Origin of the sequence: Marinobacterium arenosum, from assembly GCF_019795155.1 — a bacterium.
In the GTDB taxonomy this organism is placed as follows: Bacteria; Pseudomonadota; Gammaproteobacteria; order Pseudomonadales; family Balneatricaceae; genus Marinobacterium_C; species Marinobacterium_C arenosum.
Window position 1 is genome coordinate 1 of the sequence record NZ_JAILYN010000056.1, and the last position, 19995, is coordinate 19995.

A 19995-nucleotide genomic window follows, 5' to 3' on the forward strand; every position below is an offset into this window, starting at 1 on the left:
AACGCGAGAGATGGCATCCACTGCCTGACTGAAATGCATAAAAAAATCCGGAACCCTTAACGTGGATTCCGGATTTTCTCTTGCCTGATCAGCAAGTTAAAGAGCTTAACTGATCGGCATTAGCCACAGGCCGGTTTTTTTAATTTGGTAGGACGCTCCGGGCGAAACTTCAGGCGTCGCTCTTGGTCTTGCTGTCGTCGTTCTTCTTCGCTGTGGCGCTGTAGACCGCGTCGACCGGGCCCGGCTGCGGCTCCTCGTTGTCCTGTTTCTCCTTCAGGCCGAACGACTCCGACAGGGTACCTTCCTGGTCCGGTGCCTTGGGCGCGTAATCGCGCGGCGGTTCGGGGGATTGTTCCGCCACGGCGTCGGTAACGGTCGGGATCTCACCCTCTGCAGCATCGGCGCCGGTCAGGCGCGGCTGCAGCGAAGCGGTCAGGCTCTGGGCGGCACTGTCGTCGGCGCACAGACTCTGGGCGCCCCGGGCCAGGTGCTGATGGACATCCTTGTAGCTCTCGGTCAGGTTGTTGACCAGTTCCGCGGTCTGGGCGAAATGGCTGTTAACCTGCTCCTTGTAGTGGTTCAGCTCCTGCTGGGTCTCCTCCAGCTGTTCGACCAGCTTCATCTGCTGGTCCGCACCACCGCCGGAACGGCCGAGCAGGTAACCGATGATTGCTCCGATCGCCAGGGCGACGATGCCAATGATCCACACACTGCTTGCTTCCACTCAGGACTCCTTCGTTTCCGGGCCGGAGGACGGCAGAGAGGTCCATCCGGTCAATCTTGATTCGATCTTATTCTGTCTGATGCTGTTATCAGGACGCTAAGAATATCCTATGGTCGTCGCAAAGCCTATCCGGCGCGCACGTTCCGATGGCGCCGGCTTGGCGTCGGTCAATAAAATACCTCAAACCGGTGAACCGGCGATTAACCCCAGAGGCCGTCCACCCGCGGCTTCAGCAGAATCGGCAGGTAGCGCAGCAGGAACAGCAGCCAGGCCAGCATCCAGAAACCGCCGGAGATATGCAGCAGCTGCATCTGTTCGAGTGGCAGCAGGCCGACGCTGATCCGGCTCAATGCCGACAGCATCATCAGCACGAAGGCCAGCTGGATCAGCCGGGTCACGGTCAGTGGCCGGCCTGTATGGCCCAGCGATACCCGCGCCATCATGCCCAGTGTCAGACCGCCGATAGCGCCAACGGTGAAGGCGTGTACGGCGATCGAGTGGCTGGCCAGTTCGAAGAAGGCCGCCACCTGAAGCAGGCAGCCGAGGCCGACGAACAGGTAGCCGGCGTGCAGGATCCACACCAGCGGATAGCGCCACAGCTTCGGCTGCCACCAGCCCGCCAGCCGTACCAGGTTGGCCACCCCGAGCAGGGCGCTCAGTGCCATCGCGATATAGCCACCCGGCCAGAACTGGGCCAGCAGCCACAGGAAGGTCAGCGGCAGGATGCTCTTCTCCAGCCAGGGGTAGCGGGTGCATTGGGTGTCGCCGCCGAGGCCGCGCTCGGTGAAGAACGGGATCACCCGACCGCCGATCACGGTGATCACCGCAATGCTCAGATAGAGTGCCAGGTAGAGGCCGCTCATCAGGCTGTTCTCGGTGATGCCGAGCAGCTGCAGGTGGACCAGCAGGTTGGCGACGAAGAAGCCCAGCATCATCGGCAGGAACATCAGGTTGCGGTAGTTGCCGGAGCGGACGATCGGTATGCCGATACCCAGAGCTACCAGCGGCGCGAAGGCCAGGTCGATCACCACCAGCAGCAGCGCTGGGGTGCCGGGGATGAACGGCAGCAACCGGGCCGCCAGCCAGAGTGCCACCAGTCCGCCGAGTGTCCAGCCGAACGGCGTCTGCACCTGGGTCCAGGTGCGCACGGCGGTCAGCAGGAAGCCGGCGATGATGGCGAAGGCGAAGCCGAACAGCATCTCGTGGCCGTGCCAGTACAGGCCGAGTTGATAGTGGGCCGGCGTCCAGCCGCTCTGGAAGGCCGGCAGCCAGTGGCCGATCAACAGCAGCGCGAACAGCGCGCCGAGCAGAAAAAACGGACGGAAGCCCAGGTTGAACAGGGCGATGGGGCCGCTCTTACGCGGTTCCTGCAGTTGCAGCATGGTGAGCACCTCGGGTGATGCCAGTGGTAACATAAAGCCAGTCAGGGAGTAATTATGTATAAATCATACATTTTTTTAAAGCGTTGTTTCTCAATGCTTGGGCTGGTTCTGGGATTGCTCGCTTTGCCGGCCGCCGCCATTGCGCAGCAACAGCCGCCGGTACAGCGAATTGTCAGCCTGGCACCGCATATCACCGAGAACCTGTTCAGCATCGGCGCCGGCGATCGGGTGGTCGGTGTGGTGACGTACAGCGACTATCCGCCCGAGGTGCAGCAGCTGCCGTTGGTGGGCAGTTACCAGCTTCTGAATCTGGAGGCGATCCTGGCGCTCAAGCCGGACCTGGTCGTCGCCTGGCGGCAGGGCTCGCCGGCGGCTCAGTTGGTGCGGCTGGAATCGCTGGGGATCAGGGTGTTGCGGGTTGATGGTGAGAGCTTTGAGAATATCGCTGATAATCTGCGGCTTTATGGCCGGCTGACCGGACTGGAGGCGCGGGCCAACCGGGTGGCGGACCGTTTCCAGGCCGAGTTGCAGACGTTGCGCCAGCAATATGCCGGGCGGCCCCGCGTGAAGGTGTTTTTCCAGGTCTGGCACCAGCCGTTGATGACGATAAACCGCAGCCAGCTGATCCACCGGATGCTTGAGCTCTGCGCGGCCGATAATCCGTTTGCCGAGCGACCCGAGGCGATACCGCGGTTGAGCGTCGAAGCGGTGATCGCGGCGGCGCCGGAGGTGATCGTCACCAGTCTGGAGAATCCGGACGACCACAGCTGGATCGACTTCTGGCGGCGCTGGTCGATGATCCCGGCGGTCCGCCGGCAGGCCTTTGTCACGCTGGACTCCGATCTGACCCACCGCGCCACCCTGCGGGCATTGCAGGGGGCGCAGCAACTTTGCCGGACACTGGACGGCTACCGTTAGCCGCCGTTCAGGGTTGCGCCGGTTTCGGTTGCCAGAGGATCTCCTGGCCGCCATCGCGGCGGGCCAGCAGCCGGGCCACCACGAACAGCAGGTCGGACAGTCGGTTGACGTAGCCGACCGATTGCGGATTGAAGCCGTGCTCGGCGGCCAGTTTGTGCAGTTTACGCTCGGCGCGGCGGCAGACGGTGCGGGCCAGGTGGCAGTGGGCCGCGGCGGGGCTGCCGCCGGGCAGGATGAACTCCTTCAGGCTGGGCAGATCGGCATTGTAGCGGTCCAGCAGTTGTTCCAGCGCGCTGACGTCGTCCGCTTCGATCACCTGGTACTGGTCGCTGTCCATGGCGATCTCACCGCCGAGGTCGAACAGCCGGTGCTGGATCGGCTGCAATGCGTCGCGTAGCGGATCGTCCGCCGCCAGCAACGCGATTACCACACCGAGCTGAGAGTTCAGCTCGTCGATATCGCCCATCGCCTCGATCCGTACGTCGAACTTGGCCACCCGTTTGCCGCCGCCCAGGCCGGTCTGGCCCTTGTCGCCGGTGCGGGTGTAGATCCGTGTCAGTCGGTTTGCCATCCTAAACTCCTGCGCCAGCGACTCGCTGGCGCTTTCGTCGGTTGATTATCAGCTTCGATCAGAAAGTGTAGCGGGCACTGACCGTTACCGTCTGATCCTGTGATTTATAGCCGCTGCTGGGCACATAGTCGCGGTCCAGCAGGTTGTCGATCCGCACGCCAAGCAGCCATTGCGGCTGCGGTCGCCAGCTGGCGTACAGGTCGACCAGCAGGTAGCTGGGCAGCTCGCTGCTGTTGCTTGCATCGGCATAGCGTTTGCCGACGTAGAGCAGCTCGCTGCCGACATCGAACTGGTTGTAGCTGTAGTTGGCCAGCCACTTCAGGTTGTGCTCGGGCCGGTACACCAGCGTCTTGCCGGTCAGGCTGTCTTCGGCGTCGATGTACTCCAGGTTCAGCTGGTGGCTGAGCGGGCCGGTGTCGAAGCCCAGCTCCAGCTCCAGGCCGCGGATCTCCGCCTTGTCGACGTTGCCGATCTGGTAGGTGGGCGGCGGCGCCGAGATCAGGTCGGTCACGTCGGTCCGGTACAGGTTCAGCGCCCAGCGCAGGCCATGCTCACCGCGCAGGCCGATCTCGTAGCTTTTCGACTCCTCCGGTTCCAGGTCCGGGTCGCCGAAGAACGGGTAGTACAGCTCATTGAAGCTCGGTGCCTTGAAGGCGGTGCCGTGGCTGGCGGTCACTGCCAGCTGCGGATTGATCTGGTACTGGGCGCCCAGGCTATAGGTGAAGTGGGTGCCGAACTGGTCGTCGTCGGTATGGCGGATACTGGCATCCAGATCCCAGTCGCCCCGGCTGTAGATCAGCCCGGTGAATGCGCCCCAGACATCGCGACTGGTGACGGCATAGTCGACCGTGGAGTCGCCGACATCGTCGTTGCGCAGATCGACGCCCAGGGTGGCCTGTAGATGATCGTCGAGCTGCAGACTGTTGAGCCAGTTCAGTTCGCGCCGTTCGGTGATGAACTTGCTGCCATCCGATTTCGGCTGGCCGTCGGTGTAGTTGGTGTTGTTGTCTTCGCTGGCCGCCAGGGTCAGCCGGCTGTGCCAGCGCTCACCCTGGTAATCCAGGCTGACGGCGGCGGCGTAGTTGCGGAAATCGTTCTCGTTGTCACCGCCATAGGCCGGATGGGGGTCGTATTCGGTGTTGCCTTCCCAGTAGTTCAACTGGCCGTCGACCGACCAGCGATCGTCCAGCTGCTGGTCGATGCTCAGGCCGAACGAGCGGTTCAGGTAGCCGTCGTCATCGGTCTCGTCGCCGTCGCGTACGTCGTAGCCGTCGCTGCGTTCGACGCCGAGGTTCAGCGCGAAGAAGCCGCCGTCGGCGTACTGGCCGCTGTAGCTGCCGGACAGGCTGCGGTTGCCCAAGGTGCCGGCACTGGCGGTCAGCTGGGCCAGCGGCTCGCTAGTGCCCTTGCGGGTGAAGATCTGGATGATGCCGCCGATCGCATCGGAACCGTACTGAGCCGAACGGGGCCCGCGCACCACCTCGATCCGTTCGATCTGCTCGATCGGCAGGAACTGGAAATCGGTACTGCCGGCGGTGGCCGAGTTGATCCGCTGGCCGTTCAGCAGGATCAGCGTGTGGTCGGAGTTGGTGCCGCGCATGAACAGCGAGCTGGTTTGATGCGCTCCGCCCCTGTTGCGGAAGCTGACGCCGGGCAGCAGTTTCAGCGCCTGCTGCAGGGTACGGACCTGGTTTCGCTCCAGCTGTTCGCGGGTGATCACGTTGACCGGTGCGATGGTATTGGTCAGGGGCTGTGCGATCCGGTTGGCGGATACGACGACTGTTTCCAGCAGGTTGCTTGGAGTAGTGGCTAAGGTGGTGCTGGCATAGGCCGGCAGGGCCGCGGCGACTGCCGCAGCCAGGGTGAGCTGTCTGTACATCGGTTTGCTTGGTCCTTGGGTGCGCCCGCCGCGCATCGTTTCTCAGGGGCGATCCAGGCCGGTCTCCGGACTGACGACCTGGCCGCCATCCGATGCGGATGGCTGGCAGTGCCCTCAAGCCTTCCCAGTGCGTCGGCACCAGTGGCATTCATGAGGGGCTAAGTCGATCACCGTTGCGGGGGCAGTGCCGGACTGGCATGCGATGGCATGCGCACCGGACTTCCCGTTTAACCCGGTCGATGGCTGTCTGAACATGGCGTGACAGCGTATCGAACAAGGGCACCTGAATCCTCTGCGGCGCAAGTCTACGGGGTCGCTCGGATGGTCGCAAATGAAATGGGCCGGCCGGTCGGATGAATCGCATTCATGCGCTTTTTGTATCGTAGGAGGGCTAAAAAGGTGACGAGCGGCCAGCTGCGGACCGCTCTGTAAAACGCAGCATCAATCAGTTGTCGAAATGCTCGGCGCAGTGTCGCAGCTGATGGGCCAATGCATCCACCTTGTCAGCGGCGCGCTCCAGCTCCTCCAGCACCGCGCTGCTGATCGCCGATTCGATCAGCAGGGCCAGTTCGTCGTAGTGTCGTTCGGCCAGCGCGCCGACCTCGGCGGCGCTCAGCTTCTGCTTGAAGGCGGCGACCACCTGCCTGGCGTGTTCGTTCTGCGGTGAACTCATGGTGTATCTCCCTCGTTAATCTGGCTGCCGTCCGATGGCCAGCGGTCAGCTTGATACTTCGCTCAGTGGCTGTTGCTCCAGCCTGTGCCGCTGGGCGGCGTGACCGACGATCAGCGGGTCCGGCACGATCTGGATAGCCGGATTCTTGTTCGGATAGGGCTGCTCGCACAAGATATGGCGCAACGCATTGAGGCGGGCCCGCTTCTTGTCGTTGGACTTGACCACCGTCCAGGGGGCATCGGCGGTGTCGGTGTAGAAGAACATCGACTCCTTGGCTTCGGTGTAGGCGTCCCACTTATCCAGCGATGCCAGGTCGATCGGCGACAGTTTCCACTGTTTCAGTGGATCGGTACGGCGCGCCTGGAAGCGGTTGAACTGCTCCTCCCGACTGACCGAGAACCACAGCTTGAACAGCCGGATGCCGCTACGTACCAGCATCCGCTCAAGTTCCGGCGTCTGGCGCATGAACTCCAGGTATTCGGGTGGGCTGCAGAAGTTCATCACTTTTTCCACGCCGGCGCGGTTGTACCAGGAGCGGTCGAACAGCACGATCTCGCCGGCGGTCGGCAGGTGTTCGATATAGCGCTGGAAATACCACTGCCCCTTCTCCCGTTCGGTCGGCTTTTCCAGCGCGACCACCTTGGCGCCACGCGGGTTCAGGTGTTCCATGAAACGCTTGATGGTGCCGCCCTTGCCGGCCGCATCGCGGCCCTCGAACAGGATCACGATCCGTTGGCCGGTATCGCGTACCCAGTTCTGCATCTTCAGCAGTTCGATCTGCAACTCTTTCTTGCGGGCTTCGTATTCGCGGCGCGACAGCTTGCTCTGGTAGGGGTAGCCGCTGTCGTCGCTGAAATCATCCGCGGCTGCCAGCAGCTTGGTTGCGGTTGTTTCGCCGGGCGTTGCCGTGGCTTGGGGCGGGCAGGTGGCCGGGTCCGGCACAGATCCCTCGGCAGGTTGTGATTCAGTCGGCATGGTAACCTCCCTGTTGTTTGAATTTTGTTTTATTTCGAACGTCCTGTGTTCGATTATTGCGCCGTTGTATCGGGCGGTTGTTGATAAATATCAACGAAAACGGGCGAGAGCTGTTCGGTCTTACTCTGTTTTTCCAAATTTATCTGTTGGTTTTTTTGGAGTTGAATTGTTTGAATAGCCGTTCATTTTCCGGCAATGCCAGGCCCAGCTGACGGGCACTGTCGAGCAGATAGCCGGTGATGTAATCGATCTCGGTACGGCGGCCATTGCGCCGGTCCTGCAGCATCGATGAATAGTTGGCGGCGGTGCCCCGGGCGACCTGCTCGGCGGCGGCCAGTACGCCATCGGGGAACAGCTTCAGCTGGCGTTGCTGGCACAGTTGCTCGATCTCGGCGCAGACCTGCTGCATCTGCCGGTGAATTTGCGGCGTGCTCAGCAGTTCACCGTTGCGGCAGCCGTGCAGCGCGGTCAGCGGATTGATCGCGCAGTTGATCGCCAGTTTACGCCACAGGCTCAGTTCGATCGCCGGATCGGCCAGCAGTTGCAATTCCAGCCCGTCGAGCCCATCCGGCAGCTGTGCCTCTCCGGGTGCGTCGAAACGGCCGATACGGGTCTCGCCGCGGCCGGCCCAGACCACATGGAACGGCTCGCGCAGCCAGGCGCCGTCGGTGCTGGTGGCGCTCCAGACCTGCTGCGCCGGGTAGAGTTCGGGCACCTGCTGCTGCGGCCCCATGCCGTTATGCAGCAGCACAATCTGCGCCCCCGGCCGAAGCTGGTGGGCCACGCCGTGCAGTGCTTCGACCACGTCGTAGGCCTTGGTGGTCAGCAACAGCCGGTCGATCGGGCCGCAACTGTCCGCCAGGCAGCCAGCCAGTTGAAAGGATCGGCATTGGCCGTCGTGCTCCAGTGTCAGCTGGCCGTCAAAGCTGTCCAGCCGCGACGGGTTACGCAGGATCAGGCTGACCGGGTGGCCGGCCTGGCATAGTTGGGCGGCCCACAGGCAGCCGATGGCGCCGGCGCCGAGAATATGCCAGTACATTGCGATACTCTGATTACGATGGATGAAACAACCGATCTTAGGCGTTGACCGCGTAGCTGAAAAGGGGCGGCCGGTTGGGTAGAATCGGCCGCATCGAGTAAACGACCAGTTAACCACAGAGGAGAGGCACATGCCTTCGTTCGATATCGTGTCCGAGCTGGACAGCCATGAGGTCACCAATGCGGTGGACCAGGCCAACCGTGAAATTCAGAATCGCTACGACTTCAAGGGCGTGGATGCCCGTTTTGAGCTGAACGACCAGCAGATCGTTCTCTGGGCCGAGGTGGATTTCCAGCTGCAGCAGATGTTGGAAGTGCTGCGCGGCAAGATGACCAGCCGCAAGATCGACATTCGCTGCCTGGAAGTAAAGGATCCGGAAACCGCCAATATGCGTGCGCGCCAGGAAGTGATCCTGAAGCAGGGGTTGGATCAGCCACTGGCCAAGAAGATCACTAAACTGGTCAAGGACGCCAAGTTGAAGGTGCAGACCCAGGTGCAGGGCGATCAGGTGCGGGTGACCGGCAAGAAGCGTGACGATCTGCAGCAGGTGATTGCGCTGCTGCGCGAGGCGGACCTGGAGCTGCCGCTGCAGTTCGAAAACTTCCGCGACTGATTGCTTCACGATCCTCGATGGGTTCGGAATCTGAAACGGCGGTCGACTGACCGCCGTGACGAGAAAGCCGGGTGAACTGGCCCGGCCTTCACTTCCCCTTCCTGTTCGATATCCCTGCCCATACCTCGGCCATAGAGCTATATGCCTGTAGGTCCCTGCTGTGCGGGACGTCCTCTACTACCGCTTACTGCCGGTAATGGCCCAGGCGTTGTTCAGGGCTCCAGGCAGGAGAGCAGGAACAACTCCTTGACCAGTTCCTGCTGGTTGACATCGCTGGCGGTGAAATCGTCAGGGCAGATCGCACCGCGTTCCAGCAGGCCGTGCAATCGCTTGGCGTTCCAGTCGATCACCGGAATACCGGTAGTTTTGTCGGTTACCCGCAGATAAGGGTCCTGGCGCTCCAGCCAGGCATCAATCTGGTAAGTCATCTCGATAGCCTCCCTGTTTCGGCAAGCCACTGATGCAGGACCTGCCGTGAAGTAAGCAAGACTATAAGAGATGAATTCCCGTATGTAAATGAGAATTGTTACTGTTTGTTGAGGCGGGCGGCGGCCACCACCAGCGCCAGTACCGGCAGCCCCAGCACTGCGGTGCCGATGAAGAACAGCGGGTAGCCGATCGCATCCACGGTAATGCCGGAGAAGCCGCCGATAAACTTCGGCAGCAACAGCATCACCGAGCTGAACAGTGCGTACTGGGTGGCCGAGTAGTTGATATTGGTCAGGCTGGACAGGTAGGCGACGAAGGCCGCGGTGGCGATACCGGCGCTGAGGTTGTCCAGCGAGACCACCAGTGCCAGCAGTTCGACCTGTGGGCCGTTCAACGCCAGCAGGGCGAACAGCAGGTTGGTCATTGCCGCCAGCAGGGCGCCGCTAAACAGGATCTTCATGATGCCGTAGCGGTTGACCAGCACCCCGCCAAGCAGCGCGCCGGCCAGCGTCATGATCACCCCGAACACCTTGGTGACCGCCGCCACTTCCGCCTTGCTGAAGCCGATATCGACATAGAACACGTTGGCGATGATACCCATCACGATGTCGCTGATCCGGTAGCTGCCGATCAGCGCCAGGATCACCACCGCGTGCCAGCCGTAGCGGCGCAGGAACTCGAGGAACGGACAAGCTACCGCGATGTAGAGCCAGCCGGCCAGCCGGGCCAGCGGTGCCGGCAGGTGGCCGCGTTGCTCGCTCCAGCGCCGTACCCGGGCCTGCTGGGCGGCGGTCTCGCCATTGACGACCACCGCCGGCTCCGGCGACAGCAGGGTGGTCAGCACGCCGATCCCCATCAGGGCCGCCATGCTGAGATAGGCGATCTGCCAGGGCAGTTGCTGGTAGCTGGCTTCGTCCGGGTCGAACCAGGCGGCGATCGCCAGGACCCCGGCGGTCGAGGTGATCATCGCCAGCCGGTAGCCGACCATGTAGGTGGCCGCCATCGCCGCCTGCAGGCGTTCGTCGGCCGACTCGATCCGGTAGGCGTCGACGGTAATATCCTGGGTCGCCGAACTGAAGGCGACCAGCACTGCCAGCAGTGCCATCTGCTGCAGGCCCTGACCTGGGTCGGCAAACGCCAGCCCCACCAGGCCGGCGATCACCGATAGCTGCGACAGCAGCATCCAGCCGCGCCGCCGGCCCAGCAGCCGGGTCAGCAGCGGCAACGGTAAACGGTCGACCAGCGGCGCCCAAACCCACTTGAAGGCGTAGGCCAGCGCGATCCATGAGAAGAAGCCGATGGTGCTGCGCTCGACACCGGCCTCGCGTAGCCAGAACGACAGTGACGAAAATACCAGCAGCAGTGGCAGGCCGGAGGAAAAACCGAGGAACAGCAGGGTGACCGCACGCGGATGGCGATAGATACGGCTGGCATCAAGCCACTGTGAAAGCCGGACGGCGGCGGTCATGTTTAATCCTTAACACTGCGGGTGCCGATATTGTGGAGAGGGCAAGCTGAGTTGTAAATGAATGGGGGAGGGAGAGGTGGGTTAACAGTGGGGAGTGGACAGTCTACGGCAAGGCCCTGTAGGGCACCACCGCCGCAGGCGGTTGAAAATGCCTGTCGGCATTTGGCCGGCCAGGCCTACCCGGCCGGGCCCGGCCCTACATTGGCGTGGTGAAAAACCAGCAAGAATTCCAACCACAACTGCTGTAAAAGGCCGTTGTGGCCGGAATCGAGAGATGGTATCTACAGTTGTCCGGTGGCTGCTGAAGGGCTGGTGCAGTTAGTTTCAGCACTGGGGGAGCACCCAGCAGCGGATGGCTCTGTCCGCTGTAAGCTCAACAGTGTTAACGTCAACGGCGTCTCGGCTTTTCAGTGAACTGCCGGCTCGCTTTTGTCCACTGTCAACTCATTACTGTTAACTCAAAAAGAAAGCCACCGGAATACGGTGGCTTTGCGCGTGCTTGGCTGAGCACCTTAGATTCTCAGTGCGCCATCCACTTCGATGCAGCGGCCGTTGACGTAGTCGTTTTCGAAGATGAAGCTGACTGCGCGGGCGATCTCTTCCGGTTTGCCGAGGCGCTTGGCCGGGATGCCGGCGGCGATCTTGTCCAGTGCTTCCGGTTTCATGCTCATCACCATCTCGGTGCCGATATAGCCCGGTGCGATGGAGGTGGCGCGGATACCGTAGCGGGCCAGTTCCTTCGCCCAGGTTACTGCCATCGCCTGTACCGCCGCCTTCGTGGCGGTGTAGTTGGTCTGGCCCATATTGCCGTGGCGCGAGATCGAGGAGATATTGATGATGCAGCCGGCGCTGCCCAGTTCGATCATCTGGGCTGCCGCTTCGCGACCACACAGGAAGGTGCCGGTCAGGTTGACATTCAATACCTGGTTCCACTGGTCCATCGACATCTTGCCGACAACCTTGCCTTCCTTGACCTTCAGGAACAGACCGTCGCGGGTGATGCCGGCGTTGTTGACCAGGCCGTTCAGTGTGCCGAAGTCGGCGACTACATCCTTGAACAGTTGTTCGACCGCGTCCTCTTCGGTCACGTTACAGATGTAGCTGCGAGCTTCCACGTCCAGCTCGGCGCACTGCGCGACAGTGGTGTCCAGGTCATTCGGATCCAGGTCGACCAGCGCCAGTTTTGCGCCCTTGCCGGCCAGTTCCAAAGCCATTGCACGACCCAGGCCGCGACCACCGCCAGTCACGACGATTACTTTGTCTTTCAGTTCCATCGTATCTACCCTGCTTAGGTGTTTCTCTTATTGTGTGTCGCCGTATTTTGCGATCGCACAATTTAGCCTGCTTTGTTGTTGCTGTCTATAAAGTAGTCAAGATTGTCAATAACGTGTTAATAAATAGCCTGTTTTTCTCGATTAAAGGTTGAAGCTTTTCGTCAGGTGATGTTGCTTGAGAAATAAGTTTTTTGCAGTGCAGGGCTATTGTTGCTGCGCTTTGTGACTTCGCTATTAACCCTGCCTAAAAGATGGTTTTTACTGTCAAAAAACACCGGATAGGGATCGCGCCGAGGTAGTCTAAAGACGCAAGGGATTGCCAACCGGGGCTGCTTTCTGATCTGATGGCACAAATTAAGACTGAGATCACTATGCGTTTCCTGTTTCTGCTCTTCATCATCATCCCCATTATCGAGATCACCCTGCTGATCCAGGTCGGTGGCCTGATCGGCACCTGGAACACCGTCGGTCTGGTGCTGCTGTCGGCCTTTATCGGCGTCAATATGCTGCGCCGTCAGAGCCTGTCGACGCTGGGCCGGGCCCAGCAACGGCTCAATCAGGGCGAGATGCCCGGTCAGGAGATGGCCGAAGGGATCGTGATCGCGGTGGGGGGCGCGCTGTTGGTGACGCCGGGTTTCGTTACCGACCTGATCGGTTTCAGCTGCCTGATCCCGTATTCCCGCCAGGCATTGGTCAAGGCGGTACTGAGCCGTTTCACGGTGATCAGCACGCAACATCAGCACAGCGCTTTCCAGGCCGGTCCGTTTCAGCCTCACTCGCCGTTCGAGCGGCCGCCCTTTGAGCGTGACAGGCCCCGCCACGGCGGCGATGTGATCGACGGTGAGTACCGTCGCGAAGACTGATCCGAGCTGCCATCCATTAGCAATACGGCCCGCCCTGGCGGGCCGTATTGCTGTGTGGAGCAAAAAAATTCAAAAAAAATTGATGGCAGGTGTTGAAATGCCGTTTGCAGCCCCAACCTATCAGTTTCATCAGAGCGCAATGACTGCGTTGCTGCTGTTAACAACCAACATTCTTGTCTTTGGATCCGAGAAGATCAGGAGAATAAACAGATGAAAATTCGTCCGCTTCACGACCGTGTTGTCATTCGCCGCAGCGAAGAGGAAACCACTACGGCAGGTGGCATCGTGCTGCCGGGTTCTGCTGCTGAAAAGCCGAACCAGGGTGAAGTCGTTGCTGTCGGTCAGGGCCGCCTGCTGAACAGCGGCGAACTCCAGCCGTTGACCGTTAAAGTGGGTGATAAGGTTCTGTTCGGCCCGTACGCCGGAAGCAACACTGTAAAGATCGACGGTGAAGAGCTGCTGATCATGAATGAAAGCGAGATCTTCGGCATTCTGGAAGGCTAACCGCCGACCGGTATCGGTTTACAGTTTTCAACGCATTTAATAGATACAGGATTGATTGAACATGGCTGCTAAAGACGTACGTTTTGGTGATGACGCTCGCCATCGCATGCTGGAAGGCGTAAACATTCTGGCTAACGCTGTTAAGACCACTCTGGGTCCGAAAGGCCGTAACGTGGTGCTGGATAAAGCATTCGGTGCGCCGACTGTAACCAAAGACGGTGTATCCGTTGCCAAAGAGATCGAACTGAAAGACAAGTTCGAGAACATGGGCGCACAGATGGTGAAGGAAGTCGCTTCCCAGGCTAACGACGTAGCCGGCGACGGTACCACCACTGCAACCGTACTGGCTCAGGCGATCGTCAACGAAGGTCTGAAATCCGTTGCGGCCGGCATGAACCCGATGGATCTGAAGCGCGGCATCGACAAGGCGGCGGCTGCCGTGGTTGAGCAGATCAAGGCGATGGCGGTTCCTTGCGCCGATTCCAAGGCGATCGCTCAGGTAGGTACTATCTCTGCCAACGCTGACGAAGCGGTAGGCGAGATCATTGCCAATGCGATGGAGAAGGTCGGTAAAGAAGGCGTTATCACCGTTGAGGAAGGTTCCGGCCTGGAGAACGAGCTGGACGTGGTTGAAGGTATGCAGTTCGACCGTGGTTACCTGTCTCCGTACTTCATCAACAACCAGGACAACATGTCTGTCGAGCTGGAACAGCCGTTCCTGCTGCTGGTAGACAAGAAAGTTTCCAGCATCCGCGATCTGCTGCCGATCCTGGAGCAGGTAGCCAAGTCCTCCCGTCCGCTGCTGATCGTCGCTGAAGACGTTGAAGGCGAAGCGCTGGCGACTCTGGTGGTCAACAACATGCGCGGTATCGTTAAGGTGGCTGCGGTCAAGGCACCGGGCTTCGGCGACCGTCGCAAGGCGATGCTGGAAGATATCGCTGTCCTGACTGGCGGCACCGTGATCTCCGAAGAGGTGGGCCTGTCTCTGGAAGGCGCGACTCTGGACCAGCTGGGCCAGGCCAAGCGTGTTTCCATCACCAAGGAAAACACCACTGTGGTTGACGGCATGGGTGAGCACGCCAACATCGAAGCGCGCGTTAACCAGATCCGTGCGCAGATGGAAGAAACCTCTTCCGACTACGACCGCGAGAAACTGCAGGAGCGCGTTGCCAAGCTGGCCGGCGGTGTTGCAGTGATCAAGGTGGGCGCTGCCACTGAAGTGGAAATGAAAGAGAAGAAAGCCCGCGTTGAAGACGCGCTGCACGCGACTCGCGCAGCCGTTGAAGAGGGCGTGGTACCGGGCGGTGGCGTTGCGCTGATCCGTGCGCTGTCCAAGGTGGAAGCTCTGGAAGGCGCTAACCACGACCAGACCGTGGGCATTCAGCTGGCTTGCCGCGCGATGGAAGCACCGATGCGTCAGATCGTCGACAACGCCGGCGACGAAGCATCCGTTGTGGTTTCCAAGGTTCGCGACGGCGAAGGCAACTTCGGTTACAACGCCGCGACTGGCGAATACGGCGACATGCTGGAGATGGGTATCCTGGATCCGGCCAAAGTAACCCGTTCCGCACTGCAGGCAGCTGCCTCTGTTGCCGGCCTGATGATCACTACCGAAGCGATGGTAGCGGATTCTCCGGAAGAGAACGCAGGCGGCATGCCGGACATGGGCGGCATGGGCGGTATGGGCGGCATGGGCGGCATGATGTAAGCCCAGCCCGACCTTTCCGCTCACTCCCGGTGAGTAGCACAATGCCCGGCCCCGTGCCGGGCATTCTTTTTGGCGCCGCAGCTCAAAGTCGAAAGCTCCCAGTGGCTTGAAGCGTGCGGCTTTGAGCTTGTTGCAAAATACCCTATACGCTCTGCGTATAGGGTATTTCATTATTCCGATTGGTTTGTCCCTGGCGGTTCTCTAGGCTGGTAATCCTCGTTGAGCGAGATGCTTGCGTCCGAACAATAACAAACATGGGACAAACAACATGAAAAAGACCGCCTCTATCTTGGCTGGTGCTCTGTTAAGCCTGGGGCTGATGAACGCCCAGGCCGCAACTCTGAAGATGGCGTATGACGCCGATCCGGTTTCCCTCGATCCCCACGAACAGCTGTCCGGTGGTACCCTGCAGCTGTCCCATATGACTTTCGATCCGCTGCTGCGCTGGACCCGGGACCTGGGCTTCGAGCCGCGCCTGGCTGAGAAATGGGAACGTATCGACGACCTGACCATGCGCTTCCACCTGCGTAAGGGCGTCAAGTTCCACAGCGGCAACGAATTCACCGCGAAAGATGTCGCTTTCACCTTCGAGCGTCTGCGCAACTCGGCTGATTTCAAGGGGATCTTCAGCCCGTTCAAAGAGATCAAGGTGGTTGACGATCACACTGTCGATCTGATCACCGAAAAACCGTTCCCGCTGGTACTGAACAACGCCACCTACCTGTTCCCGATGGACAGCCAGTATTACAGTGGCACCGACGCGAACGGCAACCCGAAAGACATGCTGGTCAAGCACGGTAACTCCTTCGCTTCCCGTCACCTGTCCGGTACCGGTCCGTATACCGTGACCGAGCGCGAGCAGGGTGTGAAAGTCGAATTCACCCGTAACATGGATTACTGGGACAAGAAGTCGCCGGGTAACGTCGACAAGATCGTGCTGACCCCGATCAAAGAGGCGCCGACCCGTGTCGCCGCGCTGCTGTCCGGCGATGTCGACTTCATTGCGCCGGTGCCGCCGACCGACCACAAGCGGATCGACAGCTCCGACCGGGCCAACCTGGTAACCATGGGTGGTACCCGTATCATCACCGTACAGATGAACCAGGAGCGCGTTGAGGCGTTCAAGGACGCACGGGTACGTCAGGCGATCGTTCACGCGATCAACCAGGAAGGTATCGTCAAGAAGATCATGAAGGGCTTCGCGACCCCGGCCGCGCAGTTCTCGCCGAAAGGCTACCTGGGCTATAACGAAGCGCTGCAGCCGCGTTACGACCTGAAGAAAGCCAAGCAGCTGATGAAGGAAGCGGGCTACGAGAAAGGCTTTACCGTCACCATGATGGCGCCGAACAACCGCTACGTGAACGATGCCAAGATCTCCCAGGCGGTCGCGTCGATGCTGGCCAAGATCAACATCAAGGTTGATCTGAAGACCATGCCGAAGGCGCAGTACTGGCCGGAGTTCGATGCCCGTGCGGCGGACCTGATGATGATCGGCTGGCACGCTGACACCGAAGACTCCAACAACTTCTACGAATTCCTGGCGATGTGCCCGAACAAGGAAACCGGGGCTGGCCAGTACAACAGCGGCAACTACTGCAATCCGAAGGTCGATCAGCTGGTGGCGCAGGCCAATACTGAAACCGATCAGGCCAAGCGTGCCGCAATCATGCAGCAGATCGAGCAGATCATCTACGACGATGCCGGCTTTATTCCGCTGCACTGGCAGAACCTGGCCTGGGCGGCCGGCAAGAACGTCGATATCGCACCGGTACTGAACGTGATGAACTTCCCGTACCTGGGCGACCTGGTGGTCAAACAGTAAGCGGATCATACCTGTTACAGGTCGACCGAGTTCTCGGTCCTCACGGCAGCCCCGCTGAGGGGTTGCCGTCTTTTTCCGTCGGGTGGGCCTGTTGCCGGCCCGACAGTCACGGCGACGCCGACGGGTGTCCGCCGCCTAATCAATCCAACAGTTAGTGGTCCGGGTATGGATGGCCGGGCGCATCAAGGCTGAGATACCATGATTGCTTTTCTGATAAAACGGCTGTTTCAGGCCATTGTCGTGATGTTCGTCATTAGCCTGATCAGCTTCTCCATTCAGGACAACCTGGGTGACCCGCTGCGAGAGCTGGTGGGCCAGTCGGTGTCCGAAGAGGAGCGCCAGGCGCTGCGTGACGAACTGGGTCTGAACGATCCGTTCCTGGTGCAGTACGGGCGTTTTGCCCGCAACGCCCTGCAGGGCGACCTGGGTACCTCCTACTTCTTCAAAGAACCGGCACTGGAGGTGATCCTGAAGAAGCTGCCGGCCACCCTCGAGCTGGTGTTCGGTGCCACCCTGATCATCGTGCTGTTGTCGGTACCGCTGGGGGTCTATTCGGCGATCCGGCCGAGCAGCCTGTTCTCCCGGGCGGTGATGGGGCTGAGTATTATCGGTATCTCGATCCCGGTGTTCCTGACCGCGATCGGGCTGATCTACCTGTTCGCCATCGAGCTGGGCTGGATGCCCTCCTATGGGCGTGGCGAAACTGTTGACCTGTTCAACGGCTGGTGGGAGACCGGTTTCCTGACCGGCGACGGCCTGTTGCACCTGGTACTGCCCTGTTTCACGCTGGCGTCGATCATGCTGCCGCTGTTCATCCGGCTGATCCGTGCCGAGATGATGGAGGTGCTGCAATCCGAGTACGTCAAGTTCGCCTGGGCCAAGGGGATCTCGCCGCGCCGGATCTATTTCCTGCATGCGCTGAAGAACACCATGCTGCCGGTGATCACCGTCGGCGGGGTGCAGATTGGCACCATGGTGGCCTACACCATCCTGACCGAAACCGTGTTCCAGTGGCCGGGCATGGGGTTCCTGTTTTTGGAGGCGGTCAACCGGGTTGATACCCCGCTGATCGTGGCCTACCTGATCGTCGTCGGGGCGATCTTCGTAATCACCAACACCATCGTGGACCTGATCTACGGCCTGGTGAACCCGACCGTTAAACTGGCAGGTAAGAAGTGATGACAGACCAGACCCAAATTCTTGAAGCTGCACCGGCGGCACCTTCTGCCTGGCAGCGAATCAAAGACAGCCACCTGTGGCACAGCTTCACCCGTGACCGGGTTGCCCAGATCAGCCTGGCGATCTTCGTGCTGTATGCGGTGATGGCGCTGTTTGCGCCTGCCATCGCGCCGTACGACCCCTATGATCCGTCGCAGATCGATATCCTCAACTCCGAGATTCCACCCAGCTGGGACGAGGCGGAGGGTGACGAAAACTTCTGGCTCGGCACCGACGCCCAGGGGCGCGACCTCTGGTCCACCATCCTGTACGGCACCCGGGTGTCGCTGATGATCGGTCTGTGCGCGGTGGCGCTGCAGGCGGTGCTGGGGATCTGCATCGGTCTGGTGGCCGGTTACTTCGGCGGCCGGCTGGACAGCCTGCTGATGCGGTTGGCCGACGTGCAGCTGTCGTTCTCCACCATGATGGTGGCGATCGTGGTGCTGGCGGTGTTTCAGGCCACTTTCGGCACCGAGCTGTATCAGGATCTGGCGATGATCATGCTGATCCTGGTGATCGGCATTGCCGAGTGGCCGCAGTACGCTCGTACCATCCGCGCCTCGGTGCTGGCCGAGAAGAGGAAGGAATATGTCGATGCGGCCCGGGTGATCGGCCTGCGCGCGCCGCGCATCATGTTCCGCCATATTCTGCCCAACACCCTGTCGCCGATCCTGGTGATCTCCACCGTGCAGGTGGCCAACGCGATCATCGCCGAAGCCTCGCTGTCGTTTCTGGGCCTGGGTATGCCGGTCTCCGAGCCGTCACTGGGCTCGCTGATCTCCAGTGGTTTCGAGTACATCTTCTCCGGCTCCTGGTGGATCACCGTGATCCCGGGCGTCGTGCTGGTGGCGCTGGTACTGGTGATGAACCTGCTGGGCGACTGGCTGCGTGACGTGCTCAACCCGAAACTGTACAAGGGGTAATCGATATGGCGCTGTTGGAAGTAAAAGACCTCGAAGTACGCTTCGGGTTGCGCAGCGGCGAAGTGAAAGCCCTGCGCGATATCAATTTCACGCTGAACCGCGGCGAGCGGCTCGGCGTGGTGGGTGAGTCCGGCGCCGGCAAGTCGGTACTGGGCTTCTCGATCCTCAACCTGCTCTCCAAGCCGGGCTATATCGCCGGCGGTGAGATCAGCTTCGAGGGCCGGAACCTGGCCGATCTGTCCGCCGAGGAGCTGCGCTCGGTACGCGGCAACCGGATCGCGATGATCTTCCAGGACCCGATGATGACCCTGAACCCGGTGCTGACCATTGGCGAACAGATGGTCGAATGCCTGCTGGCGCACCGCAAGATTAGCAAGAGGGACGCCCGCGAAATCGCCCTGCAGAAGCTCAAGCAGGTCTATATTCCGTCGCCGGAAACACGATTGGACCAGTATCCGCACGAGCTGTCCGGCGGTATGCGACAGCGGGTGGTGATCGCCATCGGCCTGTTGATGGACCCGGATATCATCATCGCCGACGAACCGACCACCGCGTTGGACGTGACCATCCAGGCGGAGATCATGGAGCTGATGCTGGAGCTGTGTGAACGCAACAACGTGGCACTGATCCTGATCACCCACGACCTGGGGGTGGTTTCCCAGGTGACCCAGAAAACCATCGTGATGTATGCCGGCCGCATTATCGAACAGGGACCGACCAAGGAGATTATCAACGATGCCCAGCACCCCTACACCCAGGGGCTGATGAACGCGCTGCCGCAGATGGCCCTGCCGGGCCAGCGGCTCAACCAGATCCGCGGCGCTATGCCGCCGCTGCAGCGGATTCCGACCGGTTGCGCCTTCCACCCGCGCTGCAACTACGTAATGGAAACCTGCAAACACAACCTGCCGGGCTTTACCCGTTCCGGCGGATGCCAGGTGGCCTGCCACCTGGTGGCGGAGATGAAGCGCGAGGAAGCGGCCCAGAAAAAGGCGGAAGAGGTGTAAGCAGC

The 19995-nt window shown here is 60.6% G+C and carries 19 protein-coding genes and 1 riboswitch; of the genes, 9 read left to right on the plus strand and 10 right to left on the minus strand.

Annotation, left to right across the window (positions count from 1 at the left end; translation table 11 throughout):
• Positions 1-169: 169 nt before the first annotated feature.
• Positions 170-724, minus strand: coding sequence for a YhcB family protein (locus K6T12_RS18510; protein WP_222224369.1), 555 nt, complete (start codon positions 722-724; stop codon positions 170-172).
• A gap of 200 nt (positions 725-924) precedes the next feature.
• Positions 925-2106 carry an NnrS family protein gene (locus K6T12_RS18515; RefSeq protein WP_222224370.1) on the minus strand — a complete coding sequence of 394 codons (1182 nt, stop codon included), beginning with the start codon at positions 2104-2106 and terminating at the stop codon, positions 925-927.
• Between the two features lie 93 nt (positions 2107-2199).
• Here K6T12_RS18515 and K6T12_RS18520 point away from each other — a divergent pair, with 93 nt between their 5' ends.
• Complete coding sequence (locus K6T12_RS18520) at positions 2200-3024, plus strand: cobalamin-binding protein (protein ID WP_222224371.1); 825 nt, start codon at positions 2200-2202, stop codon at positions 3022-3024.
• A gap of 7 nt (positions 3025-3031) precedes the next feature.
• On the opposite strand, the gene K6T12_RS18525 is transcribed toward K6T12_RS18520, so the two are convergent.
• From K6T12_RS18525 to K6T12_RS18545, 5 genes are all read right to left on the minus strand, one after another.
• Positions 3032-3595, minus strand: a complete 564-nt coding sequence (locus tag K6T12_RS18525; protein WP_222224372.1) for a cob(I)yrinic acid a,c-diamide adenosyltransferase — start codon at positions 3593-3595, stop codon at positions 3032-3034.
• A gap of 58 nt (positions 3596-3653) precedes the next feature.
• Entirely contained in the window at positions 3654-5474 is a 1821-nt protein-coding gene (locus K6T12_RS18530; protein WP_222224373.1) for a TonB-dependent receptor domain-containing protein, read from the minus strand.
• A 51-nt stretch (positions 5475-5525) separates the two neighbouring features.
• A riboswitch (cobalamin riboswitch) is annotated at positions 5526-5763 on the minus strand.
• Between the two features lie 156 nt (positions 5764-5919).
• Entirely contained in the window at positions 5920-6147 is a 228-nt protein-coding gene (locus tag K6T12_RS18535; RefSeq protein WP_222224374.1) for a phosphatase, read from the minus strand.
• A gap of 45 nt (positions 6148-6192) precedes the next feature.
• Entirely contained in the window at positions 6193-7122 is a 930-nt protein-coding gene (gene ppk2, locus K6T12_RS18540) for a polyphosphate kinase 2 (protein ID WP_222224375.1), read from the minus strand.
• A gap of 139 nt (positions 7123-7261) precedes the next feature.
• The gene (locus tag K6T12_RS18545) at positions 7262-8161 is read right to left on the minus strand and encodes a ketopantoate reductase family protein (RefSeq protein WP_222224376.1); all 900 of its coding nucleotides are present in this window, start codon (positions 8159-8161) and stop codon (positions 7262-7264) included.
• Between the two features lie 130 nt (positions 8162-8291).
• On the opposite strand from K6T12_RS18545, the gene K6T12_RS18550 reads away from it, so the two are divergent.
• A complete protein-coding gene (locus tag K6T12_RS18550; RefSeq protein ID WP_222224377.1) occupies positions 8292-8774 on the plus strand; it encodes a YajQ family cyclic di-GMP-binding protein in 483 nt (160 codons plus the stop codon).
• A 212-nt stretch (positions 8775-8986) separates the two neighbouring features.
• Here K6T12_RS18550 and K6T12_RS18555 read toward each other — a convergent pair whose 3' ends face one another.
• The 3 genes from K6T12_RS18555 to K6T12_RS18565 all read right to left on the minus strand — a co-directional run bounded on the left by K6T12_RS18555 (position 8987) and on the right by K6T12_RS18565 (position 11945).
• A complete protein-coding gene (locus K6T12_RS18555) occupies positions 8987-9202 on the minus strand; it encodes a PA4570 family protein (protein WP_222224378.1) in 216 nt (71 codons plus the stop codon).
• Positions 9203-9300: 98 nt separating this feature from the next.
• A complete protein-coding gene (locus K6T12_RS18560) occupies positions 9301-10671 on the minus strand; it encodes an AmpG family muropeptide MFS transporter (protein WP_222224379.1) in 1371 nt (456 codons plus the stop codon).
• A gap of 512 nt (positions 10672-11183) precedes the next feature.
• Positions 11184-11945, minus strand: coding sequence for an SDR family oxidoreductase (locus K6T12_RS18565; protein ID WP_222224380.1), 762 nt, complete (start codon positions 11943-11945; stop codon positions 11184-11186).
• Between the two features lie 371 nt (positions 11946-12316).
• Here K6T12_RS18565 and K6T12_RS18570 point away from each other — a divergent pair, with 371 nt between their 5' ends.
• From K6T12_RS18570 to K6T12_RS18600, 7 genes are all read left to right on the plus strand, one after another.
• Positions 12317-12808, plus strand: a complete 492-nt coding sequence (locus K6T12_RS18570; protein WP_222224381.1) for an FxsA family protein — start codon at positions 12317-12319, stop codon at positions 12806-12808.
• A 210-nt stretch (positions 12809-13018) separates the two neighbouring features.
• Positions 13019-13312, plus strand: a complete 294-nt coding sequence (locus tag K6T12_RS18575; protein ID WP_222224382.1) for a co-chaperone GroES — start codon at positions 13019-13021, stop codon at positions 13310-13312.
• A 61-nt stretch (positions 13313-13373) separates the two neighbouring features.
• A complete protein-coding gene (groL, locus tag K6T12_RS18580; RefSeq protein ID WP_222224383.1) occupies positions 13374-15020 on the plus strand; it encodes a chaperonin GroEL in 1647 nt (548 codons plus the stop codon).
• A gap of 268 nt (positions 15021-15288) precedes the next feature.
• Complete coding sequence (locus tag K6T12_RS18585) at positions 15289-16842, plus strand: ABC transporter substrate-binding protein (RefSeq protein ID WP_222224384.1); 1554 nt, start codon at positions 15289-15291, stop codon at positions 16840-16842.
• Between the two features lie 198 nt (positions 16843-17040).
• Complete coding sequence (locus tag K6T12_RS18590; RefSeq protein ID WP_222224385.1) at positions 17041-18021, plus strand: ABC transporter permease; 981 nt, start codon at positions 17041-17043, stop codon at positions 18019-18021.
• Positions 18021-18983, plus strand: a complete 963-nt coding sequence (locus K6T12_RS18595; protein ID WP_222224386.1) for an ABC transporter permease — start codon at positions 18021-18023, stop codon at positions 18981-18983. Before K6T12_RS18590 ends, K6T12_RS18595 begins: the two co-directional genes overlap by 1 nt.
• 5 nt (positions 18984-18988) lie before the next feature.
• Complete coding sequence (locus tag K6T12_RS18600; RefSeq protein WP_222224387.1) at positions 18989-19990, plus strand: ABC transporter ATP-binding protein; 1002 nt, start codon at positions 18989-18991, stop codon at positions 19988-19990.
• The last annotated feature ends 5 nt before the right edge of the window (positions 19991-19995 follow it).